This is a genomic window from Paenibacillus xinjiangensis, from assembly GCF_059686975.1.
On record NZ_JCAALS010000001.1, the window covers coordinates 80498 to 103888 of the forward strand.

The 23391-nt window shown below is 48.2% G+C and carries 24 protein-coding genes; 21 read left to right on the plus strand and 3 right to left on the minus strand.

Annotation, left to right across the window (positions count from 1 at the left end; all coding sequences use genetic code 11):
• Positions 1-43: 43 nt before the first annotated feature.
• The 5 genes from AC6ESP_RS00375 to cysK all read left to right on the plus strand — a co-directional run bounded on the left by AC6ESP_RS00375 (position 44) and on the right by cysK (position 5870).
• Positions 44-2413 (plus strand): endonuclease MutS2, encoded by a 2370-nt coding sequence (locus tag AC6ESP_RS00375; RefSeq protein WP_497094687.1) that lies wholly within the window; start codon positions 44-46, stop codon positions 2411-2413.
• A gap of 53 nt (positions 2414-2466) precedes the next feature.
• Positions 2467-2889 (plus strand): DUF350 domain-containing protein, encoded by a 423-nt coding sequence (locus AC6ESP_RS00380; RefSeq protein ID WP_497094688.1) that lies wholly within the window; start codon positions 2467-2469, stop codon positions 2887-2889.
• A 113-nt stretch (positions 2890-3002) separates the two neighbouring features.
• Positions 3003-3536 (plus strand): hypothetical protein, encoded by a 534-nt coding sequence (locus tag AC6ESP_RS00385; RefSeq protein WP_497094689.1) that lies wholly within the window; start codon positions 3003-3005, stop codon positions 3534-3536.
• A gap of 214 nt (positions 3537-3750) precedes the next feature.
• Positions 3751-4926: an MFS transporter gene (locus AC6ESP_RS00390; RefSeq protein WP_497094690.1), complete on the plus strand. Its 1176-nt coding sequence runs from the start codon at positions 3751-3753 to the stop codon at positions 4924-4926.
• A gap of 29 nt (positions 4927-4955) precedes the next feature.
• Positions 4956-5870: a cysteine synthase A gene (gene cysK, locus AC6ESP_RS00395; RefSeq protein WP_497094691.1), complete on the plus strand. Its 915-nt coding sequence runs from the start codon at positions 4956-4958 to the stop codon at positions 5868-5870.
• A gap of 17 nt (positions 5871-5887) precedes the next feature.
• On the opposite strand, the gene AC6ESP_RS00400 is transcribed toward cysK, so the two are convergent.
• The gene (locus tag AC6ESP_RS00400; RefSeq protein WP_497094692.1) at positions 5888-6955 is read right to left on the minus strand and encodes a CotH kinase family protein; all 1068 of its coding nucleotides are present in this window, start codon (positions 6953-6955) and stop codon (positions 5888-5890) included.
• 532 nt (positions 6956-7487) lie between these two features.
• Between AC6ESP_RS00400 and AC6ESP_RS00405 the strand changes: the two genes are divergently transcribed.
• From AC6ESP_RS00405 to AC6ESP_RS00475, 15 genes are all read left to right on the plus strand, one after another.
• Entirely contained in the window at positions 7488-8075 is a 588-nt protein-coding gene (locus AC6ESP_RS00405) for a hypothetical protein (RefSeq protein WP_497094693.1), read from the plus strand.
• Between the two features lie 93 nt (positions 8076-8168).
• Positions 8169-8834 carry a YwrJ family protein gene (locus AC6ESP_RS00410; RefSeq protein ID WP_497094694.1) on the plus strand — a complete coding sequence of 222 codons (666 nt, stop codon included), beginning with the start codon at positions 8169-8171 and terminating at the stop codon, positions 8832-8834.
• Positions 8835-8948: 114 nt separating this feature from the next.
• A complete protein-coding gene (locus AC6ESP_RS00415; protein WP_497094695.1) occupies positions 8949-10073 on the plus strand; it encodes an endospore germination permease in 1125 nt (374 codons plus the stop codon).
• A complete protein-coding gene (locus tag AC6ESP_RS00420; RefSeq protein WP_497094696.1) occupies positions 10060-11505 on the plus strand; it encodes a spore germination protein in 1446 nt (481 codons plus the stop codon). Before AC6ESP_RS00415 ends, AC6ESP_RS00420 begins: the two co-directional genes overlap by 14 nt.
• Before the next feature lie 20 nt (positions 11506-11525).
• Positions 11526-12674: a Ger(x)C family spore germination protein gene (locus AC6ESP_RS00425; RefSeq protein WP_497094697.1), complete on the plus strand. Its 1149-nt coding sequence runs from the start codon at positions 11526-11528 to the stop codon at positions 12672-12674.
• 78 nt (positions 12675-12752) lie between these two features.
• Positions 12753-12977, plus strand: coding sequence for a hypothetical protein (locus AC6ESP_RS00430; protein ID WP_497094698.1), 225 nt, complete (start codon positions 12753-12755; stop codon positions 12975-12977).
• A 32-nt stretch (positions 12978-13009) separates the two neighbouring features.
• A complete protein-coding gene (locus AC6ESP_RS00435) occupies positions 13010-13399 on the plus strand; it encodes a spore coat protein (protein ID WP_497094699.1) in 390 nt (129 codons plus the stop codon).
• Positions 13400-13594: 195 nt separating this feature from the next.
• Entirely contained in the window at positions 13595-14086 is a 492-nt protein-coding gene (locus AC6ESP_RS00440) for an Lrp/AsnC family transcriptional regulator (protein ID WP_497094700.1), read from the plus strand.
• 13 nt (positions 14087-14099) lie between these two features.
• Positions 14100-15320: an aminotransferase class I/II-fold pyridoxal phosphate-dependent enzyme gene (locus AC6ESP_RS00445; RefSeq protein WP_497094701.1), complete on the plus strand. Its 1221-nt coding sequence runs from the start codon at positions 14100-14102 to the stop codon at positions 15318-15320.
• A 202-nt stretch (positions 15321-15522) separates the two neighbouring features.
• Complete coding sequence (locus AC6ESP_RS00450) at positions 15523-16095, plus strand: cob(I)yrinic acid a,c-diamide adenosyltransferase (protein ID WP_497094702.1); 573 nt, start codon at positions 15523-15525, stop codon at positions 16093-16095.
• Positions 16092-17054, plus strand: a complete 963-nt coding sequence (locus AC6ESP_RS00455; protein ID WP_497094703.1) for an RluA family pseudouridine synthase — start codon at positions 16092-16094, stop codon at positions 17052-17054. Before AC6ESP_RS00450 ends, AC6ESP_RS00455 begins: the two co-directional genes overlap by 4 nt.
• A gap of 56 nt (positions 17055-17110) precedes the next feature.
• On the plus strand, positions 17111-17473 hold the full coding sequence (locus AC6ESP_RS00460; RefSeq protein ID WP_497094704.1) for an arsenate reductase family protein: 363 nt from the start codon (positions 17111-17113) through the stop codon (positions 17471-17473).
• The gene (locus AC6ESP_RS00465; protein ID WP_497094705.1) at positions 17451-18692 is read left to right on the plus strand and encodes an aminotransferase class I/II-fold pyridoxal phosphate-dependent enzyme; all 1242 of its coding nucleotides are present in this window, start codon (positions 17451-17453) and stop codon (positions 18690-18692) included. The genes AC6ESP_RS00460 and AC6ESP_RS00465 overlap by 23 nt, the downstream gene beginning before the upstream one ends.
• Before the next feature lie 259 nt (positions 18693-18951).
• Complete coding sequence (locus tag AC6ESP_RS00470) at positions 18952-19839, plus strand: 5'-3' exonuclease (RefSeq protein WP_497094706.1); 888 nt, start codon at positions 18952-18954, stop codon at positions 19837-19839.
• A gap of 261 nt (positions 19840-20100) precedes the next feature.
• A complete protein-coding gene (locus AC6ESP_RS00475) occupies positions 20101-21492 on the plus strand; it encodes a phosphodiester glycosidase family protein (protein WP_497094707.1) in 1392 nt (463 codons plus the stop codon).
• 67 nt (positions 21493-21559) lie between these two features.
• On the opposite strand, the gene AC6ESP_RS00480 is transcribed toward AC6ESP_RS00475, so the two are convergent.
• Both AC6ESP_RS00480 and AC6ESP_RS00485 read right to left on the minus strand, forming a co-directional pair.
• Entirely contained in the window at positions 21560-21835 is a 276-nt protein-coding gene (locus AC6ESP_RS00480) for a hypothetical protein (protein ID WP_497094708.1), read from the minus strand.
• A 59-nt stretch (positions 21836-21894) separates the two neighbouring features.
• Positions 21895-22191, minus strand: coding sequence for a DUF3055 domain-containing protein (locus AC6ESP_RS00485; protein ID WP_497094709.1), 297 nt, complete (start codon positions 22189-22191; stop codon positions 21895-21897).
• Positions 22192-22393: 202 nt separating this feature from the next.
• On the opposite strand from AC6ESP_RS00485, the gene AC6ESP_RS00490 reads away from it, so the two are divergent.
• The gene (locus tag AC6ESP_RS00490) at positions 22394-23377 is read left to right on the plus strand and encodes an HRDC domain-containing protein (RefSeq protein ID WP_497094710.1); all 984 of its coding nucleotides are present in this window, start codon (positions 22394-22396) and stop codon (positions 23375-23377) included.
• Positions 23378-23391 lie beyond the last annotated feature (14 nt).

A 23391-nucleotide genomic window follows, 5' to 3' on the forward strand; every position in this document is an offset into this window, starting at 1 on the left:
GATCATTGTTCGGCTATAATATAAAGGCGAGAGGAGTGTTAGCTTGGATAGTAAAATATTATCAACACTTGAATTTCATAAAATAAAACATAAATTAGAGCAGCATGCTGCAACTTCATTAGGAAAAATGGAAGTCCAGCGTCTCGAACCAGTTACAGATTTGGAGACGGTCAAGCTCATGCTTCAGGCGACTGATGAGGCTTACAAAGCGGACAGACTGAAAGGCAACGCACCTTTTGGCGGTATCGTTGATATAAGCGCATCTCTGCACCGTGCTCGTATCGGTGGAACTCTCAACCCAGTGGAGCTTCTCGATATTGCGGCTACTGCAAGAGGGGCTCGGCGCGTCAAGAAGCATCTCGACATTCTGCATGAGGATGATCCAATTCCACTTCTGCACCAGACCTCGGAGGAGCTGTCGGAGCATAAGCCCTTGGAGGATGCGATATTCGATTGCATCGATGATCAGGGCGAGGTAATGGACAGCGCAAGCCCTCAGCTTGCTTCCATTAGAAGAGAGCTCCGCAGCGGTGAGTCACGTATTCGTGAGAAGCTGGAGCAAATGATCCGGTCGTCCTCTGTTCAAAAAATGCTGCAGGATGCTATCATAACGCTTCGTAATGAACGGTATGTTATTCCCGTGAAACAGGAATACCGTTCTCATTTTGGCGGAATTGTCCATGATCAGTCTGGGTCTGGAGCGACCTTGTTCATCGAGCCGGAAGCGATGGTTACAATGAACAATAAGCTTCGCGAGCTGAAGGCAGGAGAGCTGCGCGAGATTGAGAAAATATTGCAGCAGCTGACCGCTCAAGCGGCCGAGCATGTAGAGGATCTGCTCTATACGCTGGAGCTTCTGGGAAGATTGGACTTTGCCTATGCCAAAGCGCGCATGGCTCATGAGATGCGTGCAACGCTGCCGCGAATGAATGATAGAGGCTTCCTTAAGCTGAAGCTCGGCCGTCATCCGCTTATTGCGGCGGACAAAGTCGTACCACTTGATGTTGAGCTTGGCAACAACTATACGGCCATAATCGTAACGGGACCGAATACGGGTGGTAAAACCGTATCGCTCAAAACAATCGGACTGCTCAGCCTGATGGCGATGTCTGGTTTATTCGTGCCAGCCGAGGATGGCAGCCAGCTATGTGTATTCGACGCTATCTATGCTGATATTGGCGATGAGCAGAGCATTGAGCAAAGTCTCAGTACATTCTCAAGCCATATGACGAATATTATTCGAATTCTGAAATCGATGACCTCCAAAAGCTTGGTGCTTCTCGATGAGCTCGGCGCAGGTACAGACCCGGCGGAAGGCTCTGCCTTAGCTATTGCCATCTTGGAGCATATTCACCACCTCGACAGCCGGATCGTAGCTACTACGCATTATAGCGAGCTCAAAGCCTTCGCATATAACCGCAAAGGCATCATTAATGCGAGTATGGAGTTTGATGTTGCCACATTAAGCCCAACGTATCGCCTGCTCGTAGGGGTGCCTGGCCGAAGTAATGCATTCGCGATAGCAGAGCGTCTAGGACTTGATAGCAGCATTATAGATCACGCACGCGGAGAAGTAAGCGAAGAGGATCAGCGCGTCGAGAACATGATTGCTTCTCTTGAGGAAGATCGGCTTAGCGCAGAGTCCGAGCGTATGACTGCGGAGTCTCTACGCAAAGAGATGGAAGCGCAGCGTACTCGCCATGAGAATGAGCTGCGGCGCTTCGAGGACCAGCGCGATAAGCTGCTGCTGAAGGCACAGGAAGAAGCTCATGAGGCCGTTGCCAAAGCGCGGCGCGAAGCCGAGCAGATTATTGCTGATCTGCGCAAGCTTGCGCTTGAAGAAGGTGCTTCGGTCAAGGAGCATAAGCTTATTGAAGCAAGGCGCAGGCTGGACGAAGCAGCTCCAGAGCTAACGAAGAAGAAGCGGGCTTCAGCTGGCTCCGCGGTGAAGAAGCCAGCGAAGATTGGAGCAGGCGATGAGGTTATGGTCTATAGCCTTAATCAGAAAGGAATCATTATAGATATTAGTGGTTCCGATGCTACCGTACAGCTCGGTATCATGAAGATGAAGGTAGCTCTGGATGATCTTGAGCTGCTCAAGCAGCAGACCGTTCTGAAGCAGCAGCAGCCGAAGCAGGGGGCAACGCTGAAACGCTCGAAGGAAGAGAACGTCAAGCTTGAGCTTGATCTTAGAGGCACGAACCTGGAGGAGGCCATTATGGAGGTTGATCGTTTCCTTGACGAATCCTACTTGGCAGGCATGGGACAGGTGCATATCATCCATGGCAAGGGGACGGGAGTTCTGCGGACCGGTATCCAGCAATATTTGAGAAAGCATAGTCTTGTGAGGACCTACCGATTAGGAGAATATGGGGAAGGCGGCGCTGGTGTAACGGTAGCAGAGCTGAAATAAGCTCTGCTCATAGCTACTAGACGCCTCCACTTCTGTATGGGGAGTGATTAAAGATGGAGAATGAAATCGATCGATTGCTCAGCAACTCTTATGCGGCATCCCTAGTATATGTGTCGCTTGTCGTTCTATCGTTAATCGTATTCTTGTCCTTATTCGAGCTGGTTACCCGCTATAACTGTTGGCAAGAAATTAAGAAGGGCAATCTAGCGGTTGCTATGGCAACGGGCGGGAAAATTTTTGGGATATGCAATATTTTCAGGTTTTCTATTGAGGCGAATGACTCTGTATACCAAAGCTTGATATTCGGTGCATTTGGGTTTGTTATACTGCTCGCAGCTTATTTTCTGTTCGAGTTTTTGACTCCTGTCTTTCGGATTGATGAAGAGGTTGCTAATGACAATAAGGCCGTTGGCTTCATTGCAATGATTATCTCGATAGCTCTGTCTTATGTAATTGGGGCTACGGTGACTTTGTAGGTTAGGGAGGCAGAGCGTGAAGTATTTATGGGGAATTCTGCTGGTATGCTCGGTTATCTTTTTTGCGCTGGGAATTATGTATGTCATGAATAATTAAGTGGAGGGTTTAATAGATGGAAGAGCAAACGATATGTCCTTGGTGTTCCTCAGAAATTATATGGGATGAGGAGCTTGGACCAGAGAAGCATTGTCCGCATTGTGACAATGAGCTTAGCGGCTACCGGACGATGCAAATCGGTTTGGGTGATGAGCAAGATGAACAGGCCGAAGTGAAACTCAATGAGCAGCAGTGGGATGAAGAAGAGGATGAGGATTCTTACAACAATAGCGATAATCTAGATCCAGCGAACGGTTTCATTGGCCGAAATTTGTCTCGCATTGCGGCGGAGGGCAAACTTCAGCAGGTGATTGATATGCAAGAGGAAGTACCAGAATGCCCTTCATGCAGAGAGTATATGCTTGAAGCAGGGGAGCAGACGATTGAGGGGCAGTTCAAGCCAACGATTCATACAGCAGTAGGGCAGCCTCTTCTGCAGACGCCTTTCCGTGTGAAATGGTATGTATGTCCTTCTTGCTTCACCACTTCAAGTGTTCTCAGCAGTGAGGATCGGAATCACATGCTTGAAGCGCTCGCTCCGAAAGAATAGGGCAGCAGGATATGGAAGCCTAGGAAAGGCATGTGCTTAGCCTTTTTAGGGAATGTTACACAACGTATTTCATTCGGGATTCATTGTATGATTCCTTGAGGGGGAATTCGTTCTGGAACATGGCAAATATCCTGCAGCTGCGGCCTCAATACGAGGAAGAAGGGATTCTACTCGTAAGGTAGATGGAGCATTAGGCTCGCAAGCTGTTCTATTATTGACGGTACAAGCACTCTTCGGAATAGCGAATGCCCTGTCAGGGACATTTGTTCCTGTATACCTGTGGAAAGCTAGCCAATCTTACCTGTTGATAGGCTGGTATGCATTCGGACAATATGCCACAAGTGGATTAACCTTCTGGCTTGCTGGCAAATGGGTGAAGGAACATAACAAGATGAACAGCCTCCGTCTAGGCATCGTGCTGTCGGGGGCGTTTTATTTCACTGTACTTATGCTAGGGCAGCAGGCGACGACATTCGTATTCCCGTTAGGCATGCTTAACGGCATGGCACTCGGGTTTTTCTGGATTGCCTTCAACGTTGTATACTTCGAAATTACCGAGCCGGATAATCGAGACCGCTTTAACGGCTGGGCCGGACTGCTCGGCTCAGTAGCCGGCATCATTGCCCCTTGGACCTCAGGCTTTCTCATCACGAGGATGCATGGAGAACGCGGCTATCAGTTGATTTTTACACTGTCGCTCGTGATCTTTGCAATAGGAGTCGTCTTCAGCTTCTGGCTGAAGAAAAGAGAGGAGCAGGGTGAACGCTATAATTGGCGACATGGGATTGCGCAGCTGACCGAGCGTGGCAATCCATGGAGACGGATGTTCCCGGCTATTGTATCCCAAGGTGTTCGCGAAGGGGTCTTCATGTTCCTAGTCGGTCTCACTGTCTATATCGCTACCTCCAATGAAAGCAAGCTGGGCAATTACACGCTCATCACTTCATTGGTGGCATTAATCAGCTTCTTAATCGTGGGTAAAAGATTAAAGCCGCGCAATCGGAAGCTATCCATGCTGATCGGAACGATTATGCTTGGAGTTGTCATCCTGCCGCTGTTCTGGAAAGTCAGCTTCGGTACGCTGTTGTTGTTCGGAATAGGAACCTCACTATTTATGCCGCTCTACATTATTCCGATGACCTCAAGAGTATTCGATCTGATTGGACAAACAGAGCAAAGCGCCAAGGAGCGGGTGGAGTTCATCGTACTGCGTGAGGCGGGGCTTACACTGGGCAGAATTATCGGATTATCCTGCTATCTCGTGTTATTATCTTACAATTCCACTCCATCAGCTATCGTATGGCTCATGTTCGCCGTAGGTATCGTCCCGATTGTTGGCTGGTGGCTGATGAGGCCTTTTCTAACCGTAAGTCAAAGAGAAGGCTCATAAAATAGATCCGTTAGGTTAGGAGATCGACTATGCGTATTGTATCGAGTGTTACTGAATTGATTGGTGAGACACCTGTCATTAAGCTGAATAGGCTGACTGAGGCAGGAAGCGCGGAGGTGCTTGTGAAGCTGGAGCGCTTCAATCCAAGCGGCAGTGTGAAGGACCGTGCCGCATCCTCACTTATACAAGCTGCGGAACGCAGCGGACATATTAAGGCAGGAAGCACAATAATTGAACCAACCAGCGGCAATACGGGCATCGGACTTGCGATGAATGCCGCAGCCAAAGGCTATAAGCTGATCTTGATCATGCCAGACAACATGTCTGCTGAGCGAATTAAGCTGCTTCAAGCTTATGGAGCAGATGTCGTGCTTACACCTGCAGCGGAGCGTATGCCGGGTGCGATCCGCAAAGCAATGGAGCTGCAGAAGCAAATCCCTGGCAGCTACATTCCGAATCAATTCGAGAATCAAGCGAATCCGGATATTCATCGTGTAACGACAGCTGCCGAAATTATAGAGCAAACGGAAGGCCAGCTGGATGCTTTTGTAGCAACCTCCGGTACAGGGGGGACGATTACAGGTACGGGCGAGACGCTGAAGGCAGCGATTCCGGGCTTGCATGTGACCGTCGTTGAGCCGCTTGGCTCGCCGGTACTGTCTGGAGGAGAACCAGGGCCCCACAAGCTTGTCGGCACAAGTCCAGGATTCGTTCCTGCTATATTGAATACATCCGTATATGATGAGATTATTCAGGTATCTGATGAAGATGCCCTACAGACGATGCGCAGTCTAGCCCGACTGGAAGGACTTCTGCTAGGTCCTTCATCGGGTGCGTCTGTATGGGCTGCAATGCAAGTGGCTAGAAGGCTTGGCGAAGGCAAACGGGTATTATGCATAGCTCCGGATACAGGAGAGAGATATTTGAGCATGGATATTTTCTAGAATAAGCTTGAAGCCCTTTAAGCATTCCATGCTTTTAGGGCTTCTTTTATGAGCGTACGTCTTTCTCTGACATAGTTAATAATAAAGGCTGGTTCGCCGAGATACGTATGGAAGCTGCTCTTGCGTGTGTAGTCGTTACGAATGGCTGGTGTAATTCGGTCATACATGGCCGTGACGACCGCTTCGATCTGCTCCTCGGTGAACTTCGTTCGTAACAGCCGAGTAATGATGCTGCGATAACGTCTGCGGCAGCTAGCGAAGGAGAAGAGCTTATCTGTGAGTCTGTTGTAGCCCTGCAATCGAACAAGATCACTGCCGCAAGGTCTGCCGTAGCAGTTACGTCCCCAAGTGCCTTCATAGTCCCATGGTATGATACGGTATTTGCCAGTCAGCTTATGCTCATACAGCGCGTAATTCTGATCGAAGCCATCATAATTCCCCGTTAATACAGCACCGGCAAGCCACAGCAAATATTGATTCACATCCAGTCTTTTGGCAGTAAGCGTCCCTAAGCTTTTGCCAGACAGTCGATTAATGTTGCGGACGAAGCTGACAAGGCGAAGCTTGGTCTTGGAATACCCTTGGACAATCTCATAGCCGTCTAACAAGGATTGTTTGGTTGTGTTGGAGATAGGATCAATCAGACTGAAATCAGCACTGTCGTTGACAGCATACACGATTGAACGATACGAAATTCCTCTTTTTTTGAAGAAACTCCGGTCGACGGCCTCGATCTCTAAGTAAACACCTTGTGTAATACCATTTATCTCAACCTCTATATGTTTGGTTTCCGGTGACGGTACTCCGATCTGGTTGAAGAAATGGAAGGACAATGCATTGCGGATCATGGAAGGGTCATCAAATTCGGCGTTCCAATGATAGGTTTTCCCTCCAATAACTCTTACCTCATAAGACTTCTTGCTATAGCCTAGAGTGTGACCGCCCCGATAGCCGAACTTGGCTGAATAGGTTTTGTTGCCGATCTCAAGCGTTACCGTCTTGAATGTTTTACTCCAAGCATCCTGCTGCAGCTCTTCTAGATCTGCCTCACTAATGCTGATTTTTCGAATTGGCAGTTCCTCCATGATGAGTCCCACCCCTCGGGCAAAAGATCAAGCCTATCGTCAGACGACAGGCTTTTTTGTGTTTATTTACCCTATTCCGACTATAGGCGGAGTGACACCATTTTTTTATATAGCTCCCGTTGCGATCACATAGGTGACTCTATGAAATTCGTATAGGTTCATACCTTATTGTCGAATAAATAGATATTAATCTAGTACCTCTTATATACGGGATACATATAAATATATTACAAATCGTCTTCCATGACAGATGAACTGAATAAAGTACTGGAGGGATGCTTGCTAGATTAAGTTGATAGCATTACTAGACTTCATCGTCCACTGTCAGGTAGTCATAGGAAACGAATTAACAACCACTTAATGGAGGGATTTACTAATGAATTACTGCTGCAATTACTGGAATGCTAACCAAGGTCACAGCTGCAAAGATAAAAGCCACAGAAGCCACAGAAGTCACAGAAGCAACAGAAACCAAGGGAACACAGTTGAAGTAGACACGAAAACGTATTTAACTAATCTAGTTGGTCAAACGGTGAAAATTAACCGCGGAGGCCCTGAATCCTTCCAAGGTAAGATGCTGGCTGTAAAAAGCGATTACCTCGTACTAGATAACGTTGAAGGAATTGTGTATGTAAGTACTAGCCACGTAAAAAGTATTACGGATATGCCAAGCAATGGCAGTGGCGGACGTCAGCGGGATGTCGTTAATGCTTCGAACTTCAATGGCGTTATTAGAGGCTTGAATCAAAAGTTCGTTCAAGTGAACTGGGGCGGCCCTGAGAAAGTAGAAGGCTTCCTCGCAGAGGTTGGCAATGAATCGATCCTGTTGGTATTCAATAAAGAGGTAATGCAAATTCCATTGTTCCACATCAAAACAATCAAAGAAGCAGGCAGCAAATCAGGTGGCAACAAGTCCGGAAACAACAACAATAACAACAACAAATCGAACAACAATAAATCCAACAAAAACAACAATAAATCAAATAGCAAAAATAACAACAAGAGCAATGCCGGTGGCAACCGTTCTGGAGGCAGCCAAAGTGGCGGACGCTCAGGTGGTCAAGGTCGCGGTGCAAACGCGGCTACGAAATCAACTTCTTCCAAACGTTCGATGAAATAATGCTGATAGAATTGCCGGGCATCGGCGGCTTCCCGCTTGTGCCCGGTTCTACTATCAAGTCAATAAGACGTCGGATGAAAGGAGGTTGATCGTATGAAAAACCGTCATCCGCTGCTGGACCAGCAGGTCGAGTTAGAGATTTCAGGCAAGATGACGCCTATACGTGGAAAGTTGATTGAATTTGGCCAGGACATATTAGTTATTCATAATGGAACCCAGTTTTTTTATGTGCCGCTTATTCATTTGCAGCAGCTGCGAATATCATCTTCTGATGACGTAATAGCGGAAGTGCTGGAGATGCCTATTGAGCCATTCAATGATCCGATATCCTACCGTAAAATTCTCATGAATGCCAAAGGCATGTTCTCCGAAATTTATATCTCAGGCAACCAGTCTATCCATGGATATCTGACAACGGTAATGAATGACTTCTTCGTTTTCTATTCACCGGTGTACCATACTGTCATCATTTCGTTGCATCATTTGAAATACTTGATCCCTTATAATCCCAACGTTACCCCTTATGCGCTGACCCCAGAGCAATTCCCATTGAAGCCTTCTCCTATAACCTTATCCAGAACGTTCGATCAACAATTACGCAAATTAATCGGAGAGTTTGTTGTACTGGATTTGGGTGAGAATCCGAATAAGACCGGTGTATTAAAGAGTGTAGACCAGAGCATGATTGAGCTTGCTAATGCAAGCGGCAATTCTGTATTTCTCCATTTCGACCATGTGAAAACGGTCCATATCCCTTAACGTGAATGGCCTTCCTTCCGCTGCTAAGCGAGTCGGAGGGCATTTTGCGCTGCATGGGATGCATTACTTTTCTAGGCGAGGGGAAAGCTGGAAGAAAAGGATGGAGGTGCAGCGATGTCTACAACAATAATCAAGCCATTTGGGCTATGGCCAGTCGTTATGATGACGATTCTTACGGTCGGCCTTATTAATCATGTTATTGTTATTCCGTTATTGCTTGATGCTGCGCATCGTGATGCTTGGCTATGCGTTCCTGTATCGCTCATTATCGCGCTGCCTATTGCGGCATTCCCTCTGCATCGAGTACTCATTCAACTGAAAGGGAAGCGGCTTGATGAATGGATGAGCGGGAGGGCACCGCGATTTGTTTCCTGGATAGCTATGACTATCATTCTTATCATGATGCTTATAGTGGCATTCGGTGCGCTAATCGATGTCGTTTCGTGGACCTCAACGACTTATTTGCCCAAAACACCTCCAATTGTAACGGCTGTTGTCTTCTGCAGTGTCTGTTTATATGCAACGATATCAGGTCTAAGAACCATTGCCTATGTGTCCTGTATTCTACTGCCTCTGGTCGTCGTTCTCGGAGACTTTGTCATGTCAGCCAACATGCCTGCGAAGGACTATCATTATTTGATGCCGATTCTCGAGCAGGGTTTCTCACCTGTACTCAAGGGGGCCATGTACAGCTTAACCGCGTTTATGGAGCTAACGTTTCTATTGCTTATTCAGCATCATCTTCGTGGAAGGTTCAAGAGATGGCATCTTGTAGGTCTAACGGTATTTCTTATGCTGTTGACGATTGGCCCTACGATGGGAGCAATTACGTTATTTGGACCAATGGAATCCGAATTGCTGCGTTTCCCGGCTTTTTCACAATGGAGGATGGTTAAGATTGGAAAATACTTTGAGCATGTTGATTTTTTTGCCATATTCCAATGGTTGTCTGGAGCGCTTATTCGAGTATCCGTAACGATGTACCTCATTCTGGAATATGGACCTTTGCACAAGCTCAAACGTCCGTGGATCGGGTCCACATTTCTATTCATCTTATTGGTTATTGCTACTTACTTCATGCTCAAGAACTTGCTCATTTATAAGAAGGTAATCGTGTACTATTTTTCTTATGGATGGATGTTCTTGTTAGCTATATTGCTCCTCTTGTGGGCGCTGTCTTTCAGGAAAGCAACATCTAAGTACTCTCACACAGGAGGACAAGCAAATGAAAAAAGATGAATTAGGTCCTCGGGAGAGGCTAAAGCTCATCATTAAAAAATTGGAATGCTCCGATGATGTCATGATTCAAGAGTTTGTGGCGGGCGAGGAGCAGCAGCTGTTCCATGTCCTTACTTGCTCTGGGATGGTCGATATGCAAACGATGTTTATTGCATTCCTGCCGCAGCTGGACAAGCTGGCTGACAAGCTTGATCAATTTGAAGCTCAGCAGACAGAGGAGGAAGGGCATAATCGCGAGCATTATCGCCATTTCTCAGGATCGTTCGGCAGCAAGCTGCCCTTGGACAACAAAAAGGATGAGGATTATTTGTATGCAAGCCTGTTCTCGGGGAACGTTCTGGCTATATGCAAAGATAGGGGCATTGTGTTTGAGTTTAATATCTCTAGTCAGCCTGGCAGACAGCCGGAAGAATCAACGATGGAGCTGTCGCTAAAAGGACCTCGGGATGGCTTCGTAGAGAGAATAGGAATTAACATAGCGTTGGTTCGTCGAAGGCTGAAAACGCCGGATTTGCATTGTGTGTATTGGAAGCTGGGAAGGGAGTCGCAGACCGATATTGCTCTTATGTATGTCGAAGGAGAGGCAGCGCCGGAGCTGGTGGAAGAAGCACAGAGGCGTCTGCGAAGCATAGATATCTCTACTCTGCATGGCGCTTCTGAATTGGAGGAGCTGCTCTCTGATCGCCCCTACTCGCTATTCCCGCTAGTCGACTATATTGGACGTCCTGATTATGTTGTACAGTCCCTTATGAAGGGCAAGGTGGCTATATTAGTGGATGGCTCCCCCTCAGCTATACTAGCCCCTGCTAACCTGACTCTGCTGACGAAGTCGCCGGAGGATGCGCATCTCCCTTATTATTTCGTGTCGCTCGAGAGATTCCTGCGTACGGTGGGGCTTGCACTGGCAATTTGCTTGCCAGGCTTCTGGGTCGCTCTGTCATCGTTCAATACGGATCAAATACCATTCACACTACTAGCCACTATTACCATTTCCCGAATTGGGCTGCCGATATCTTCAACCATGGAAATGTTCCTCATGCTCACGATGTTCGAGCTATTCCGAGAAGCAGGCATCAGACTTCCGATGCCAGTTGGGCAGACGGTATCCGTCGTTGGCGGACTAATTGTAGGAGACGCGGCCATACGCGCGGGATTAACCTCCCCGACAATGCTCGTTGCGGCCGCGGTAACCGCAGTGGCGACTTTTACACTGGTTAACCAGTCCTTAGGCGGTACAGTTAGCATTATTCGCTACATCATTCTGCTGATATCGTCCGTTCTAGGAATGTTTGGTTTTTTTGTCGGTATTTTTTTCTTGTTGATCTACCTATGCTCACTAGAATCCTTCGGGCGCCCCTACATGGCTCCAATGGCTCCAATTAAATGGAAAGAGCTCATGTCTGCTTTTCTACAGAAGCCATGGAAGCGTTAGGCAGAAGGGAGATCATTATTATGCGATTTATTAGTCACAGAAGGCTGACAAAGCTGCTGCTTGCAGTTGTTGTGCTGATGAGCACGACGGGATGCTGGGACGAAATCGATCTGCAGGATGTCAGTTACGTCTCAGCAATCGGGATTGATTATGTCGATGAGAAGTTTGTTGCTTATGCACAAGTCATTTCGTTCGATTCTGTTGCTAAGAAAGAAAGTGCAGCAGCAAGCTCTGAGCCGATCTGGATTGGTCATGCTGAGGGGAGCTCTACACTGAAAGCGATATTCAATTTAACGAAAAGCTCACAGTATGCCATTAGTTTGGATCATTTGAAAACGGTCGTTATTCATGAGCATGCCTTTGAGCATATGAAACAGATTATCGATGGGCTTAATCGATTGCGTGCGACCAGGTTTACTGCGCTGATATTTGGGACCAAGCAACCGATTATGGAGATTTTCAATATGGATTCGTTTTTTGATTCCACACCATTAACCAGCACGCTGTATTCTCCTCGTATTACCTATGATCAGAGAAGTGTCGTCCGTCCGCTAACGATGCAGAAGTTTATTCGATCAGCTACCGAGCCTGGATTGACGACGATATTGCCGGCAATTGAAAGAACGACAAATAATTGGAACAACCAGGACAAGCCGTTGAAGCTGAATGTGATCGCAGGTGTATTCGCATTCAAAGGTGCCAAGCATGCCGTGTATTTTCCTAATAGCCAAGTGGACGGCATCGTGTGGGATGATCCGAAATTCTCACAAAAGATCATAAGTATCTATAAGGATAGTGAGCAGGTAGCTACGATTATGGTTGATCAGGCCCATACGGATATTACAGCTTCATGGGCAGAAGGGAAGCCGCGGTTTCGATTGGTGGTATCTTTGAAAGGTCATCTTGTTGAGATAAATGGGAAAGAAGGGAAAGAGCAGCTGACTGCTCTATTGAATGAGACCGCCAAGCAGCAAATAAAAAAAACGTATTTGGCAGGTGTGGAGAAGGGGATGGACCTGTTTCCTCTGGAGCATACTCTGTATCGTTATCATAATCAGAAATGGAAGAAGCTGAAAGCAAAGGGGACATGGAAGCCGCGAGCCGAGGATCTAGTAATTGAGGTGAAAAGTATCATTACCCATTCTGGAGAGATGGAGATAAATAGGTAAAGCATAGTACATATTCGACCGCCAAAGCGATCATAATACAGAGGGTTCATTAAATTGGGAATAAAGGAGACTACAAACATGTTACAACCTTTAACAGGCAAAGAGGTTGAGTATATTGCAGACTCTATGTCGAATGAAGATTTGCTGATTAAGCAGTGTACGCTTCTTGCGACGTCTGCCTCTAACCAGACACTTCGTCAAGCAGGTCAGCATGAGCTTCAAATCCATCAGCAGCATTACCAAACACTGCTGCAATCCATGCAGCAGCATTTGCAGATGGCACCTACGCAGCCTCAACAATAAATCATAACAGGATCAAGGAGGAATTCAGTCCTATGTACCAGCAGAATATGCAACAGATGTTACCCGATGAGGATTTGGCATACACGGTCCTGTCTGATCTCAAGCGTGTCGTTAGAGAGTACGCAACAGCCGCAACAGAATCTTCTTGCCCAGAGGCTCGCGCCATGTTCACTCAGCTGTTGAACAGCACTTTGAAGCTTCAAGGAGATTTGTTCCAGACTATGCAGTCGCAAAATATGTATAACACCTCTTCGCCTGCGCTGCGTCAAGATCTGGACAAGCAGACGAAGCAGTATCAACAGACACAGCAGAAGACTTCGCAGTTCGTACAGCAACGACTCGGTGGCTCCCAATTCGTGCCATATGGGCAGCACCAGCAGCCGATGCATCAGCATCAACCGAATCAACCTTATTATAGCTAGCACCTTGAAGACCCTTCGGGGTCTTTTCTTTTTGGGGTGAAATAGCAGGGGAGAGGTGAGTCCTGACTACACGATCAAAGGTCCACCTCATTCAAATACAGAGCCCCAGTGGTTCCATGGATTACTCTAGATTATAAAAGTCTTTTCATGTAATATAATCTGTATAACCGCAGGCGTGTTGGAAGGAGATTGGCGATGAACGAACTACAGCTGAAAGTATTGGAATTGCTGAAAGAAGATGCTAGACGAGATGCGGAATTGATTGCGACGATGCTTGATCATCCAGTAGAGGATGTGAAGCAGGCAATCGCTGCTATGGAAAGCGAGCATATCATCGTCAAGTATGCGACAGTCGTTAACTGGAGCAAAGTGGATGATGAGAAGGTGACAGCGCTTATTGAGGTACAGATTACTCCTGAGCGTGGAAGAGGCTTCGAGGGCATCGCGGAACGCATTTACTTGTACCCAGAAGTGAAATCCGTTTACCTAATGTCTGGAGCATATGATCTGCTTGTAGAAATTGAAGGTAAAAACCTGAAAGAGGTTGCCTCTTTCGTCTCCAATAAATTATCTCCAATTGATAAAGTGCTTTCGACTAAGACGAATTTTATTCTCAAAAAATACAAACAAGACGGAATTATCTTCGAGGAGCATGAAGGTGACCATCGTTTGATGATTTCGCCGTAAGAGGGTGATGGCTATGATAAAAGACAAAGAGATATTGACCTCCACCCCGGCTAATCGCCAGTCGATGGCTGACTATTTGTCTCCTCTGGCACGGGGCATTAAGCCGTCGGGCATTCGGCGCTTTTTTGACCTGGTGAGCACCCGCAAGGATGTTATTACGCTAGGGGTAGGAGAGCCTGATTATGTAACGCCATGGCATGTGCGTGAAGCAGCGGTGTATGCACTTGAGACAGGCAAAACCCAATATACCTCGAATGCAGGCATGCCGGAGCTGCGCGAATCAATTGGGCAATATTTGGATGACCAGTTCAAGGTAGAATACAATCCGGCGGACGAAATTCTTGTAACTGTCGGCGGCAGCGAAGCGATTGATCTGGCACTTCGAGCATTGATCACACCCGGTGATGAAATATTGATTCCGGAGCCGTGCTACATTTCCTATTCGCCGATTACGTCACTTAGTGGCGGCAAAGCGGTTGGAATCGAGACATTCGCCAAAGATAATTTCAAGCTGAAGGCGGAATCGCTGCAAGCAGCCATTACACCGAAGTCGAAGGTTCTTATCTTATGTTATCCAAGCAATCCTACCGGTGGTATTATGACGTACGAGGATTGGCTGCCGATTGCCAAGATCGTAGAAGATAATGATCTGATCGTTATTTCTGATGAAATTTATGCGGAGCTGACGTATGGCTCGAAGCATGTGAGCTTCGCTGCAATTCCGGGGATGAAGGATCGCACGATTCTCGTGAGCGGCTTCTCCAAAGCGTTCGCTATGACGGGATGGCGGATGGGCTATGCATGCGGACATTCTGATATTATTGCAGCTATGCTCAAAATTCATCAATATACGGTGATGTGCGCACCCATTATGGGTCAGTATGCAGCGCTTGAAGCATTAACTCCTCATGGCTTGGAGGAGAAGGATCGGATGATGGAATCCTATAATCAGAGGCGACGTCTTGTTGTCAAGGGATTCCGAGAGATCGGACTTGAATGCCACGAGCCGCAAGGTGCATTCTACGCTTTCCCGTCCATTCAATCTACCGGACTTACCTCAGGGATGTTCGCGGAGAGATTGCTGGAGGAAGCTAATGTTGCAGCTGTACCTGGTGATGTATTCGGGCTTGGCGGAGAAGGACATTTGCGCTGCTCCTATGCCACATCAGTGACGCAGATTACTGAGGCGCTGGATCGAATTGGACAATTCGTCCATAAGGTGAAGCAGGGCTAGGACGTAATGAATGAAAGCAAGCAGGCGGGCGGGGATGTTCCCAGGCCTGCTTTTTTTTTTTTGGTGGCAGCTAACTAATATTATTGTTTGGCCGAATCTGGCTTAGCCAGGCGCTGATCCAGCTTCGATGAGGATTTGTTTTATGATATAGTGTAGGGAGCTATTCGAATGATTTCAATTGCGGGGAAGGGGCTGGGAAGCCATGAAATTATATACGAAGACAGGCGATAACGGTGAGACTTCGCTCATTGGCGGCAGAGTACGCAAGGATGATGTGCGTGTAGAGGCATATGGCACGATTGACGAGCTGAATTCATTCGTAGGTCTGGCAGCAGCCGAGTCTGCGAAGCATGAGGAGCTGGCTGATATGACGGAGCTGCTCATTGATATCCAGCAGGAGCTGTTCGATTGCGGCTCCGATCTCGCCTATGCGCAGCCAGGCGCTCCTCTCAAAGTTACAGAAGCGCCGGCTGTAAGGCTGGAGGGTATCATTGATCAATTCATTAACGAGGCGCCGGAAATTACAAGATTTATTCTGCCGGGAGGCAGTGCTCTGTCCGCACAGCTTCATGTCTGCCGTACTGTATGCCGCCGTGCCGAACGCCGGGTGGTCACTCTGGCAGCTGAGCATCCTGCGAATCCAGAGGTGCGCAAATATTTGAACAGGCTGTCGGATTTCTTCTTCGCTGCTGCAAGAGTTGCTAATGCGAAGCTTAATGTGCCGGACACAGAGTATGTACGGAGTGCGGAAGTATTCCGCAAGCCCAAAAAATGATTGAAGCAGACCATATGGATTATTACAGACCGCTCTCAGTCGTAGTAGGCAAGGGCGAGGATGGGATGGCGGTTCGGACCGTGCTTGAGCGCAAGCTAGGCGTCTCCCGTACATTGTTGTCACGATTGAAACTGACAGAGCAAGGTATTACGGTGAACGGAGCGCGCGCCTACACGACAGCCAAGGTATCGGCTGGCGATCAGGTGACCATTCGAATGGAGAAAGAAATTTCGGAGGATATTCTACCACAGCCGATACCGCTCAATATCGTGTTCGAGGATGAAGACCTGCTTATTATCAATAAGCCGGCAGGCATCGTTGTTCATCCAACGCATGGTCATTATACGGGGACGCTGGCGAACGGCGTCGTATATCATTGGCAAATGCAAGGGGAGCGGGTGCGCTTCCGTCCGGTGCATCGACTTGATGAGGAGACATCGGGTCTCGTAGCTATTGCGAAGACTCCTTACATCCATCAGCAGCTATCTGAGCAACTGCAGGCCGGTACGATTATGAAGCTGTACCGAGCATATGTATATGGCAATCCGGAGCCTGTAGAGGGAACCGTCAATGAGCCGATTGATCGGAACCCAGATCAGCCGCATATTCGGATTGTCACTCCGAGCGGGTACCCTTCGGTTACTCATTATAAGCTGGGCGCCACATTCGGGAATGGAGCGGCTGCCATGGTTCGCTTGAAGCTCGAAACAGGCAGAACACATCAGATTCGTGTACATATGCGTCATATCGGCTGCCCGCTAATAGGTGATGGGCTGTATGGCTTAGATTCAGATAGGGTAGAGGAATGGGAGAAGGCTGCCGGCAGACAGGCGCTACATGCGGAGACGCTGGGCCTGACTCACCCGATTACACGGGAGTGGATGGAGTGGCATGCGGATCTGCCGCCAGAGCTTGAGCATCTGGAGCGGGTGCTGAGAGCAGAGGACACAGAGCTCTGAGAAGCAAGAAAGCAGGATAAGAGATAGCTTTCATATTTTAGGAGGAATTATACGTTATGAGCAAGCTGACTATGTATCAATATCCCAAATGCGGAACCTGCCGCAGTGCGGTTAAGTCTTTGGAGGCCAAAGGCAATGCGCTCGAATTAAAGCATATTGTGGAGGAGACGCCAACTGCTGCAGAGCTGAAGCAGCTTGTGGCTAACAGCGGTCTAGAGCTGAAGAAGTTTTTCAACACATCTGGGGATGTATATAAAGCGCTTGGTCTGAAGGACAAGCTTGGGACGATGACTGAGGACGAGAAGCTAGCTCTGCTTGCATCGAACGGTATGCTTATCAAGCGTCCGATTGTAACAGATGGAGCAAAGGTTACCATCGGCTATAAGGAAGATCAGTATGAGCAAGAGTGGAACGGGTGATTCGATTATGACGTTGAAAAAATGGCGGTCTGATCGGTTATCGCTGCTAGGTTCATCTATCTTTGCAGAGGTTGGAGTGTGGAAGCAGGAAGCGGCAATGTCTGGGAGAGATATTATCAACCTTGGCATAGGCAGCCCAGATAAACCTCCATCCCCGGCAGTAAGAGAAGCACTAAGCAAGGCTGCGCTGCGTACGGATATTTATGCTTATCCTGGCACTCATGGCAGCCCAGCGTTCCGTCAGGAGGCTGCTGCTTGGATGGATTACCGCTTCGGTGTTCAGCTTGATGCAGACGCAGAATTGATATCGCTAATGGGCTCTCAGGATGGGCTCTCTCATTTGGCTATGGCGGTGTGTAATGCTGGGGATGTGGCATTGGTACCCGATCCTGGCTATCCCATCTATACCGCGGCACTTGCGCTTGCGGGGGTAGAAGCTGTTCTCATGCCGCTGAAGGCGGAGAATGGTTTCCTTCCTGATCTTGAGGCTATTCCAGCATCGGTATGGGAGCGTGCGAAGTTCATTCTGCTTAATTATCCGAGCAATCCCGTGTCTGCCGTTGCTGACTTGAGCTTCTTCGAGCGGGTTCTTGCGAAAGCACGCAGCTATGGTGTGTTAGTCGTACAGGATGCAGCCTACTCGGAGATGGCATTCGATGGCATTGAGCCTCCGAGCATATTCCAGGTATCAGGTGCACTCGATTGCGCAGTGGAGTTCCATTCCTTGTCCAAGAGCTTCAACATGGCAGGCTGTCGTATCGGCTTTCTTGCGGGCAATCGCGAGGCCATTAGTGCGCTGCGCGAGCTGAAGGAAAACATTGATTATGGCGTGTTCGGCGCGGTGCAGGAAGCTGGCGTAGTAGCGCTAAGAGAAGCAATGGCCGATAATGCTGCACCGAAAGCAGGGAAGCTGTATGAGCAGAGACGGAATGCCTTCGTCGAGGCGCTTGCTGAGGAAGGCTGGCAGGTAGACAAGCCGAGGGCTACGATGTTCGTATGGGCACCACTGCCCGAGCTGAAGCGGGAGGGCTCGGAGCCTTGGACCTCCCGGCGGTTCTCGCAGGAGCTGCTGCGTCACACCGGTGTAGTCGTCATCCCGGGAGAAGCATTCGGGAGGGAAGGCGAGGGCTACGTCAGAATTGCACTTGTCGAGGAAGAATCGAGGCTGCTGGAAGCCGTTAGGCGGATCGGCGAATTTATTCGCAGGCTTAATGCGTAAGGCAGCTGAGAGTGCCGGAATGTTGCAGAAAGAGCAGCATAAGGAGCGTGAAAGCGCCAGCGCGCGGAGGCTGTGAATATTGGTTATAAATATAGAAGGCTGCCAACATGCTGGCAGTCTTCTTCTAATTTTTAACTAGGGAGGGTTCTAATATCTTACTGTGGATGCAAATAGTTGCTCGTGGTAGAATGAAAGGATAGTTTTTAATGGAAGCAGTAGAGACGGGAGAGAGATTCAGTTGATTGAAACCCCAAATAGAGTGCTGATTGTTGATGGTATGGCCGTATTGTTCCGTGCTTTTTATGCCACCTCTTATACTGGATATATTCGGAAGACTAGTGCAGGACTGCCGACGAATGCCGTCTATGGCTTCATCCAATATTTTTTCGATGCGATAAATACGTTCCAGCCCACTCATGTCATTTGCTGTTGGGATATGGGAAGCAAGACGTTCAGAACCGAGCAGTACGCGGAATACAAGGGCAATCGCGCAGAGGCGCCGCTTGAGCTCATTCCACAGTTCGATCTGGTGAAAGAAGTCGTAGCTGAGATGGGCATTCCGAATGTCGGGCTGGTCGGCTATGAAGCAGATGATTGTATCGGAACGTTGGCGAAGCAATTGAGCGTGGATTCCGAGGTGCTTATTCTGACCGGAGATCATGATATGCTGCAGCTGGTAGCTGAACGAGTCAAAGTCATTATTATGAAAAAAGGCAAGCTGAACTACGCTGTCTATGACCTGGCTTTTCTGCTTGAAGAACGCCAGCTTGCCCCGCATCAAGTCATTGATATCAAAGGATTCATGGGGGACACTAGCGATAATTATCCTGGCGTCAAAGGAATTGGCGAGAAGACTGCCCTCAAGCTGCTGCTCGATTATCAGACGATCGAAGGCGTGCTGGATAATCTGGACAAGCTGCCTAAAGGCGTTCGATCCAAGATTGAAGCTAACCTGGATATGCTCCACTTGTCGAGAGATTTGGCTACAATCAGATTAGATGTTCCAGTATCATGCGGGCTTACAGAATGTCTGTGGGAATTGCAGCTGGAAGCGGCGGTAAGAAAGTTCGAAGAGCTGGAATTCGGTGGTCTTGTGAAAGTGCTGGAGAATCATGTACAGCAAGCGCAGGATTTGTTCGCAGTCTAGCCATCATCCATAACTAGAATAGAAGGATCAGAAGGCTTGCTCTGACTTTGTCGGGCAACGAAGCTGGTCTTTTTTTCAATTTACTAGAGAAATAATGAAGGCCTACTATCCCCCTATAGTAAAGGCCGCCTCCGAATATTATGGGAAGATCTACCTAATATCCGTCTATATTGTCTTTTGGAAGATATTCATTCTTAAGGTCAATTCGTCGATATAGACAATTGGGTTAGCATTCAGAATTCAAACGAGGAGGATCAACAGATGATGAAGGCATCTTGGAAATCAACAATAAGACGGACGGCGTTAACAGCCGCTGCCGCTGCATTCTTTTTAACGGCATCTCTTACTGGGGTAGGAACGAATATGAAGGAAGTGGTGGCAGCTGAATCAGCAGTGAAGCAGGTGAAGGTATCCTATCCAACCGCATCCATATCTTTGGCTGTTACCAAACGCTTGCCGCTAGCGGAGAAGCTGAAGCTTTCATCCGAAGTATCGGTCAGCTATGAATCTGGCAACAGCGCAGTAGCGCGTGTCAACAATAGCGGTGTAATCATACCGGTCGCGGCGGGTAAAACGAATATATGGATTAAAGTGACTTCTCCTGGCTACACAGGTCAGTTGAAGCTTCCATTGACTGTACAAGCTGGTTCAGCTGTTGGTAAGGTCGTACATGCGGTGAAGAAGGTTACAGTATCAGGCACAACCTTCTCGGTACAGACCGTCACAATTCCCAAAGGAATGCCAGTAACAGCTGGCTTGTCAGGACGGAAAGTCGGTGTTGTTCAGTCCTTGCAGGAGGTGGCAAAGTCTTATCGGGCTGACGCTGCTATTAACGGAACCTATTTCGAAGCTTATGGCGGCATTCCTGAGCCCTATGGAACTGTGATCAGCGATGGCATTGTGGAGCACATTGGGAACACAGGAACGAGCATCGGCTTCGAATGGGACGGCAGTGCAGTGATGGATACACTACGCATTAAAGTTAGGGGAGCAACGAACGGCTCCTACAATTCGCCGAATAATTGGTATGTGTATTTCGTTAATCGCACTCCTACCAAGGGGGCTTCCTCGGCTGTTCTCTATACGCCCAAACGCGGCAGCAAAATCGGCTTCGCCTACGGCTCCTCTGTCACTGTTCGCCAAGGTGTTGTAACGAAGGTAAGCAAGAACACGAACGTCGATATTCCGAAGGATGGCTACGTGCTGGTATTCACAGGCTCCGAGGAGAAGCTTGCGAACCGCTTCAAGACGGGAACGACTGTAGACTACAGAATTACCTTTACGAATGTCGCTGGACAAGAGATCGACTGGAGTAATGTTCATACTGCAATCGGTGCTGGACCGCGTCTTGTGAAGGACGGCAAGCTGGCAGTTGATCCAGCCAAAGAAGGATTCAGCAGTCCCAAAATATTAACTGCTGGAGGAGCTCGCAGCGGTATTGCGATTAAGAAGGATGGCTCCATCATTCTGGCTACTGTACCAAGTGCTACGGTGAAGCAGTGGGGCAATATTATGCTTAAGCTAGGCGCCAATCAAGCGATGAACATGGACGGAGGAGCTTCCTCGGGCTTGTATGCACTAGGTAAGCAGATCACGACTCCAGGTCGTCTGATAAGCAATGGGTTAATGTTCGGTAATCAGATCAAGTGGTAGGCTTGAAAAAAAGATGCCCTTGCCGCGTACACCTGCGATAGGTGTACCAGCAAGGGCATCTTGGTTGTTAAGGCTCATCCATTGCATCATGAATGGATTCATAATCATCTTCACCGGGATAATCCCGCTCATTGCCAGCATGCTCTGCTCGATTCTCATAATAGAATCGGTTAGAGGGCCGTTGATCAATACGCCAGGGTGAGCTCTTGCCAAGTGATTCTGACAGGGTGCTGGCACCGTAAGGACCTTCCGGAAATTCTTCCGGAATGAGGTCATTGCGCTGTGATTCCACAGTAGCTAAATCTGAGTACTCACTACGTTTCTCATCAATAAACCCATCCATCCAAAATCCCTCCTGAAATGACAGATTGCTTTTTTGCTTGCCACTTCAGTGTGCCCCAATCAATCGGTAAAATTCACAGTTCCGACCACAAAATATAAAAACTGGGTGAGCTCTGCAGCCTCTTCTTCTGTCACCTTAAAGGTATGCTCCAAGTAGCCTTCTTCCTCTAGATCATCTGGCCCGATTATTGCGGTACGTCCCGATTGCAGATCAGTGATCAGCTTCTTTCCATAAAAGCGGCTGGTAGACATAATAGCAAGGTCGAAGCGCTTCATGCTCGGAACGATAAATGTAACGAACCTCGTCGAGGTATCTTCTGTTGTATCAGACATAAAATCAAAATCAGGTAACAGCATGGTGCTGAGCCTCCACTCACTTGCGTAATTTCTTCCATTATACACCAATAAAAGGCTTGTAATAAATAGAGCAGTATGATAGATTGAATCTAATCGAATCATTGAACGTGAGGGAGCACCTCTTCTGCTATTGCAGGAGGGGTGCTTTTTGTCGTTTATAGGATTCTGATCACTATAATCCAATCAGGGGAGTGAAGTGCAGGTGCAGATCGTTTTTTTGAATACGTTCGATAAACCGTCCTCGGACGGCAATGTTAGTACGGCCAGGCTGTCGATTATTGAGCAGGAGGGGATTTGGGCTGTCATGTGGGCCGAGGAGCAAGGCAATCCAGCTACTTGGTTCGAAGGGACCTCTTGGGAGGAAATGATGCTTGCCTTCCGTCATGGTGTGGCTGTTGCGATGGGGGATGGCTATGCACCCGTCATTGATGGCATGCTGGAGGAAAAGCGCGGATCGGGCGGGGGATTGCTATCCATGCTGCAGTGCTATGGCGAGCTTCACAAGAATGAGGATCTGTTCGAGGTTCTGCGGGAATGGCGTCGCAATAAGGCGATTGCGGAGAAGAGATCGGCTTATTTGGTGGCGACGAATCGGATGTTGTGGATGATTAGCGCATTCGTACCCCATGTATCGGAGGAGCTGATGCAAATACCGGGCTGGGGTGAGAGTAAGCACAAGGCTTACGGGCAGGATATTATCGAAATTACGAGCAAATATGCACGTAAGACAGGCTTCCCGTTGCAATGGGTTGTAGATGAGCTGGATCCCAGCCTATTCACACAATGGCTGTACAAGCAGAAGGAAACCAAATATAAGAATGATATGCTGAGGCAGCAGCAGAAGAAGAGAATACTTAGCTTTATTAATGAAGGCGGGACGCTTGAACAGCTTCAATCTGAGCTGGAGATGCCGCGCAGGGAAATCATGGATCGGATTGAGCAGCTTGAGACGGAAGGGTATGACTTCGATTCGTTAATTGCGAGGGAGCTGGCGAATATGCCTGAAACGGAGCAGCAGCAGATATGGGAAGCATTCGAGCAGGCAGGAGACCGGTATTTGAAGCCTGTGCTTCAGCAAATCTACGGATCGGAGGGGGCCAGCGATAAGCAGGTCGATGTATTGTACGAGCGACTTCGACTGTTAAGAATTCGTTATCGCAGAGGCAGCAAACGGCAGGCGATGTAGCTTAATAGTGAATA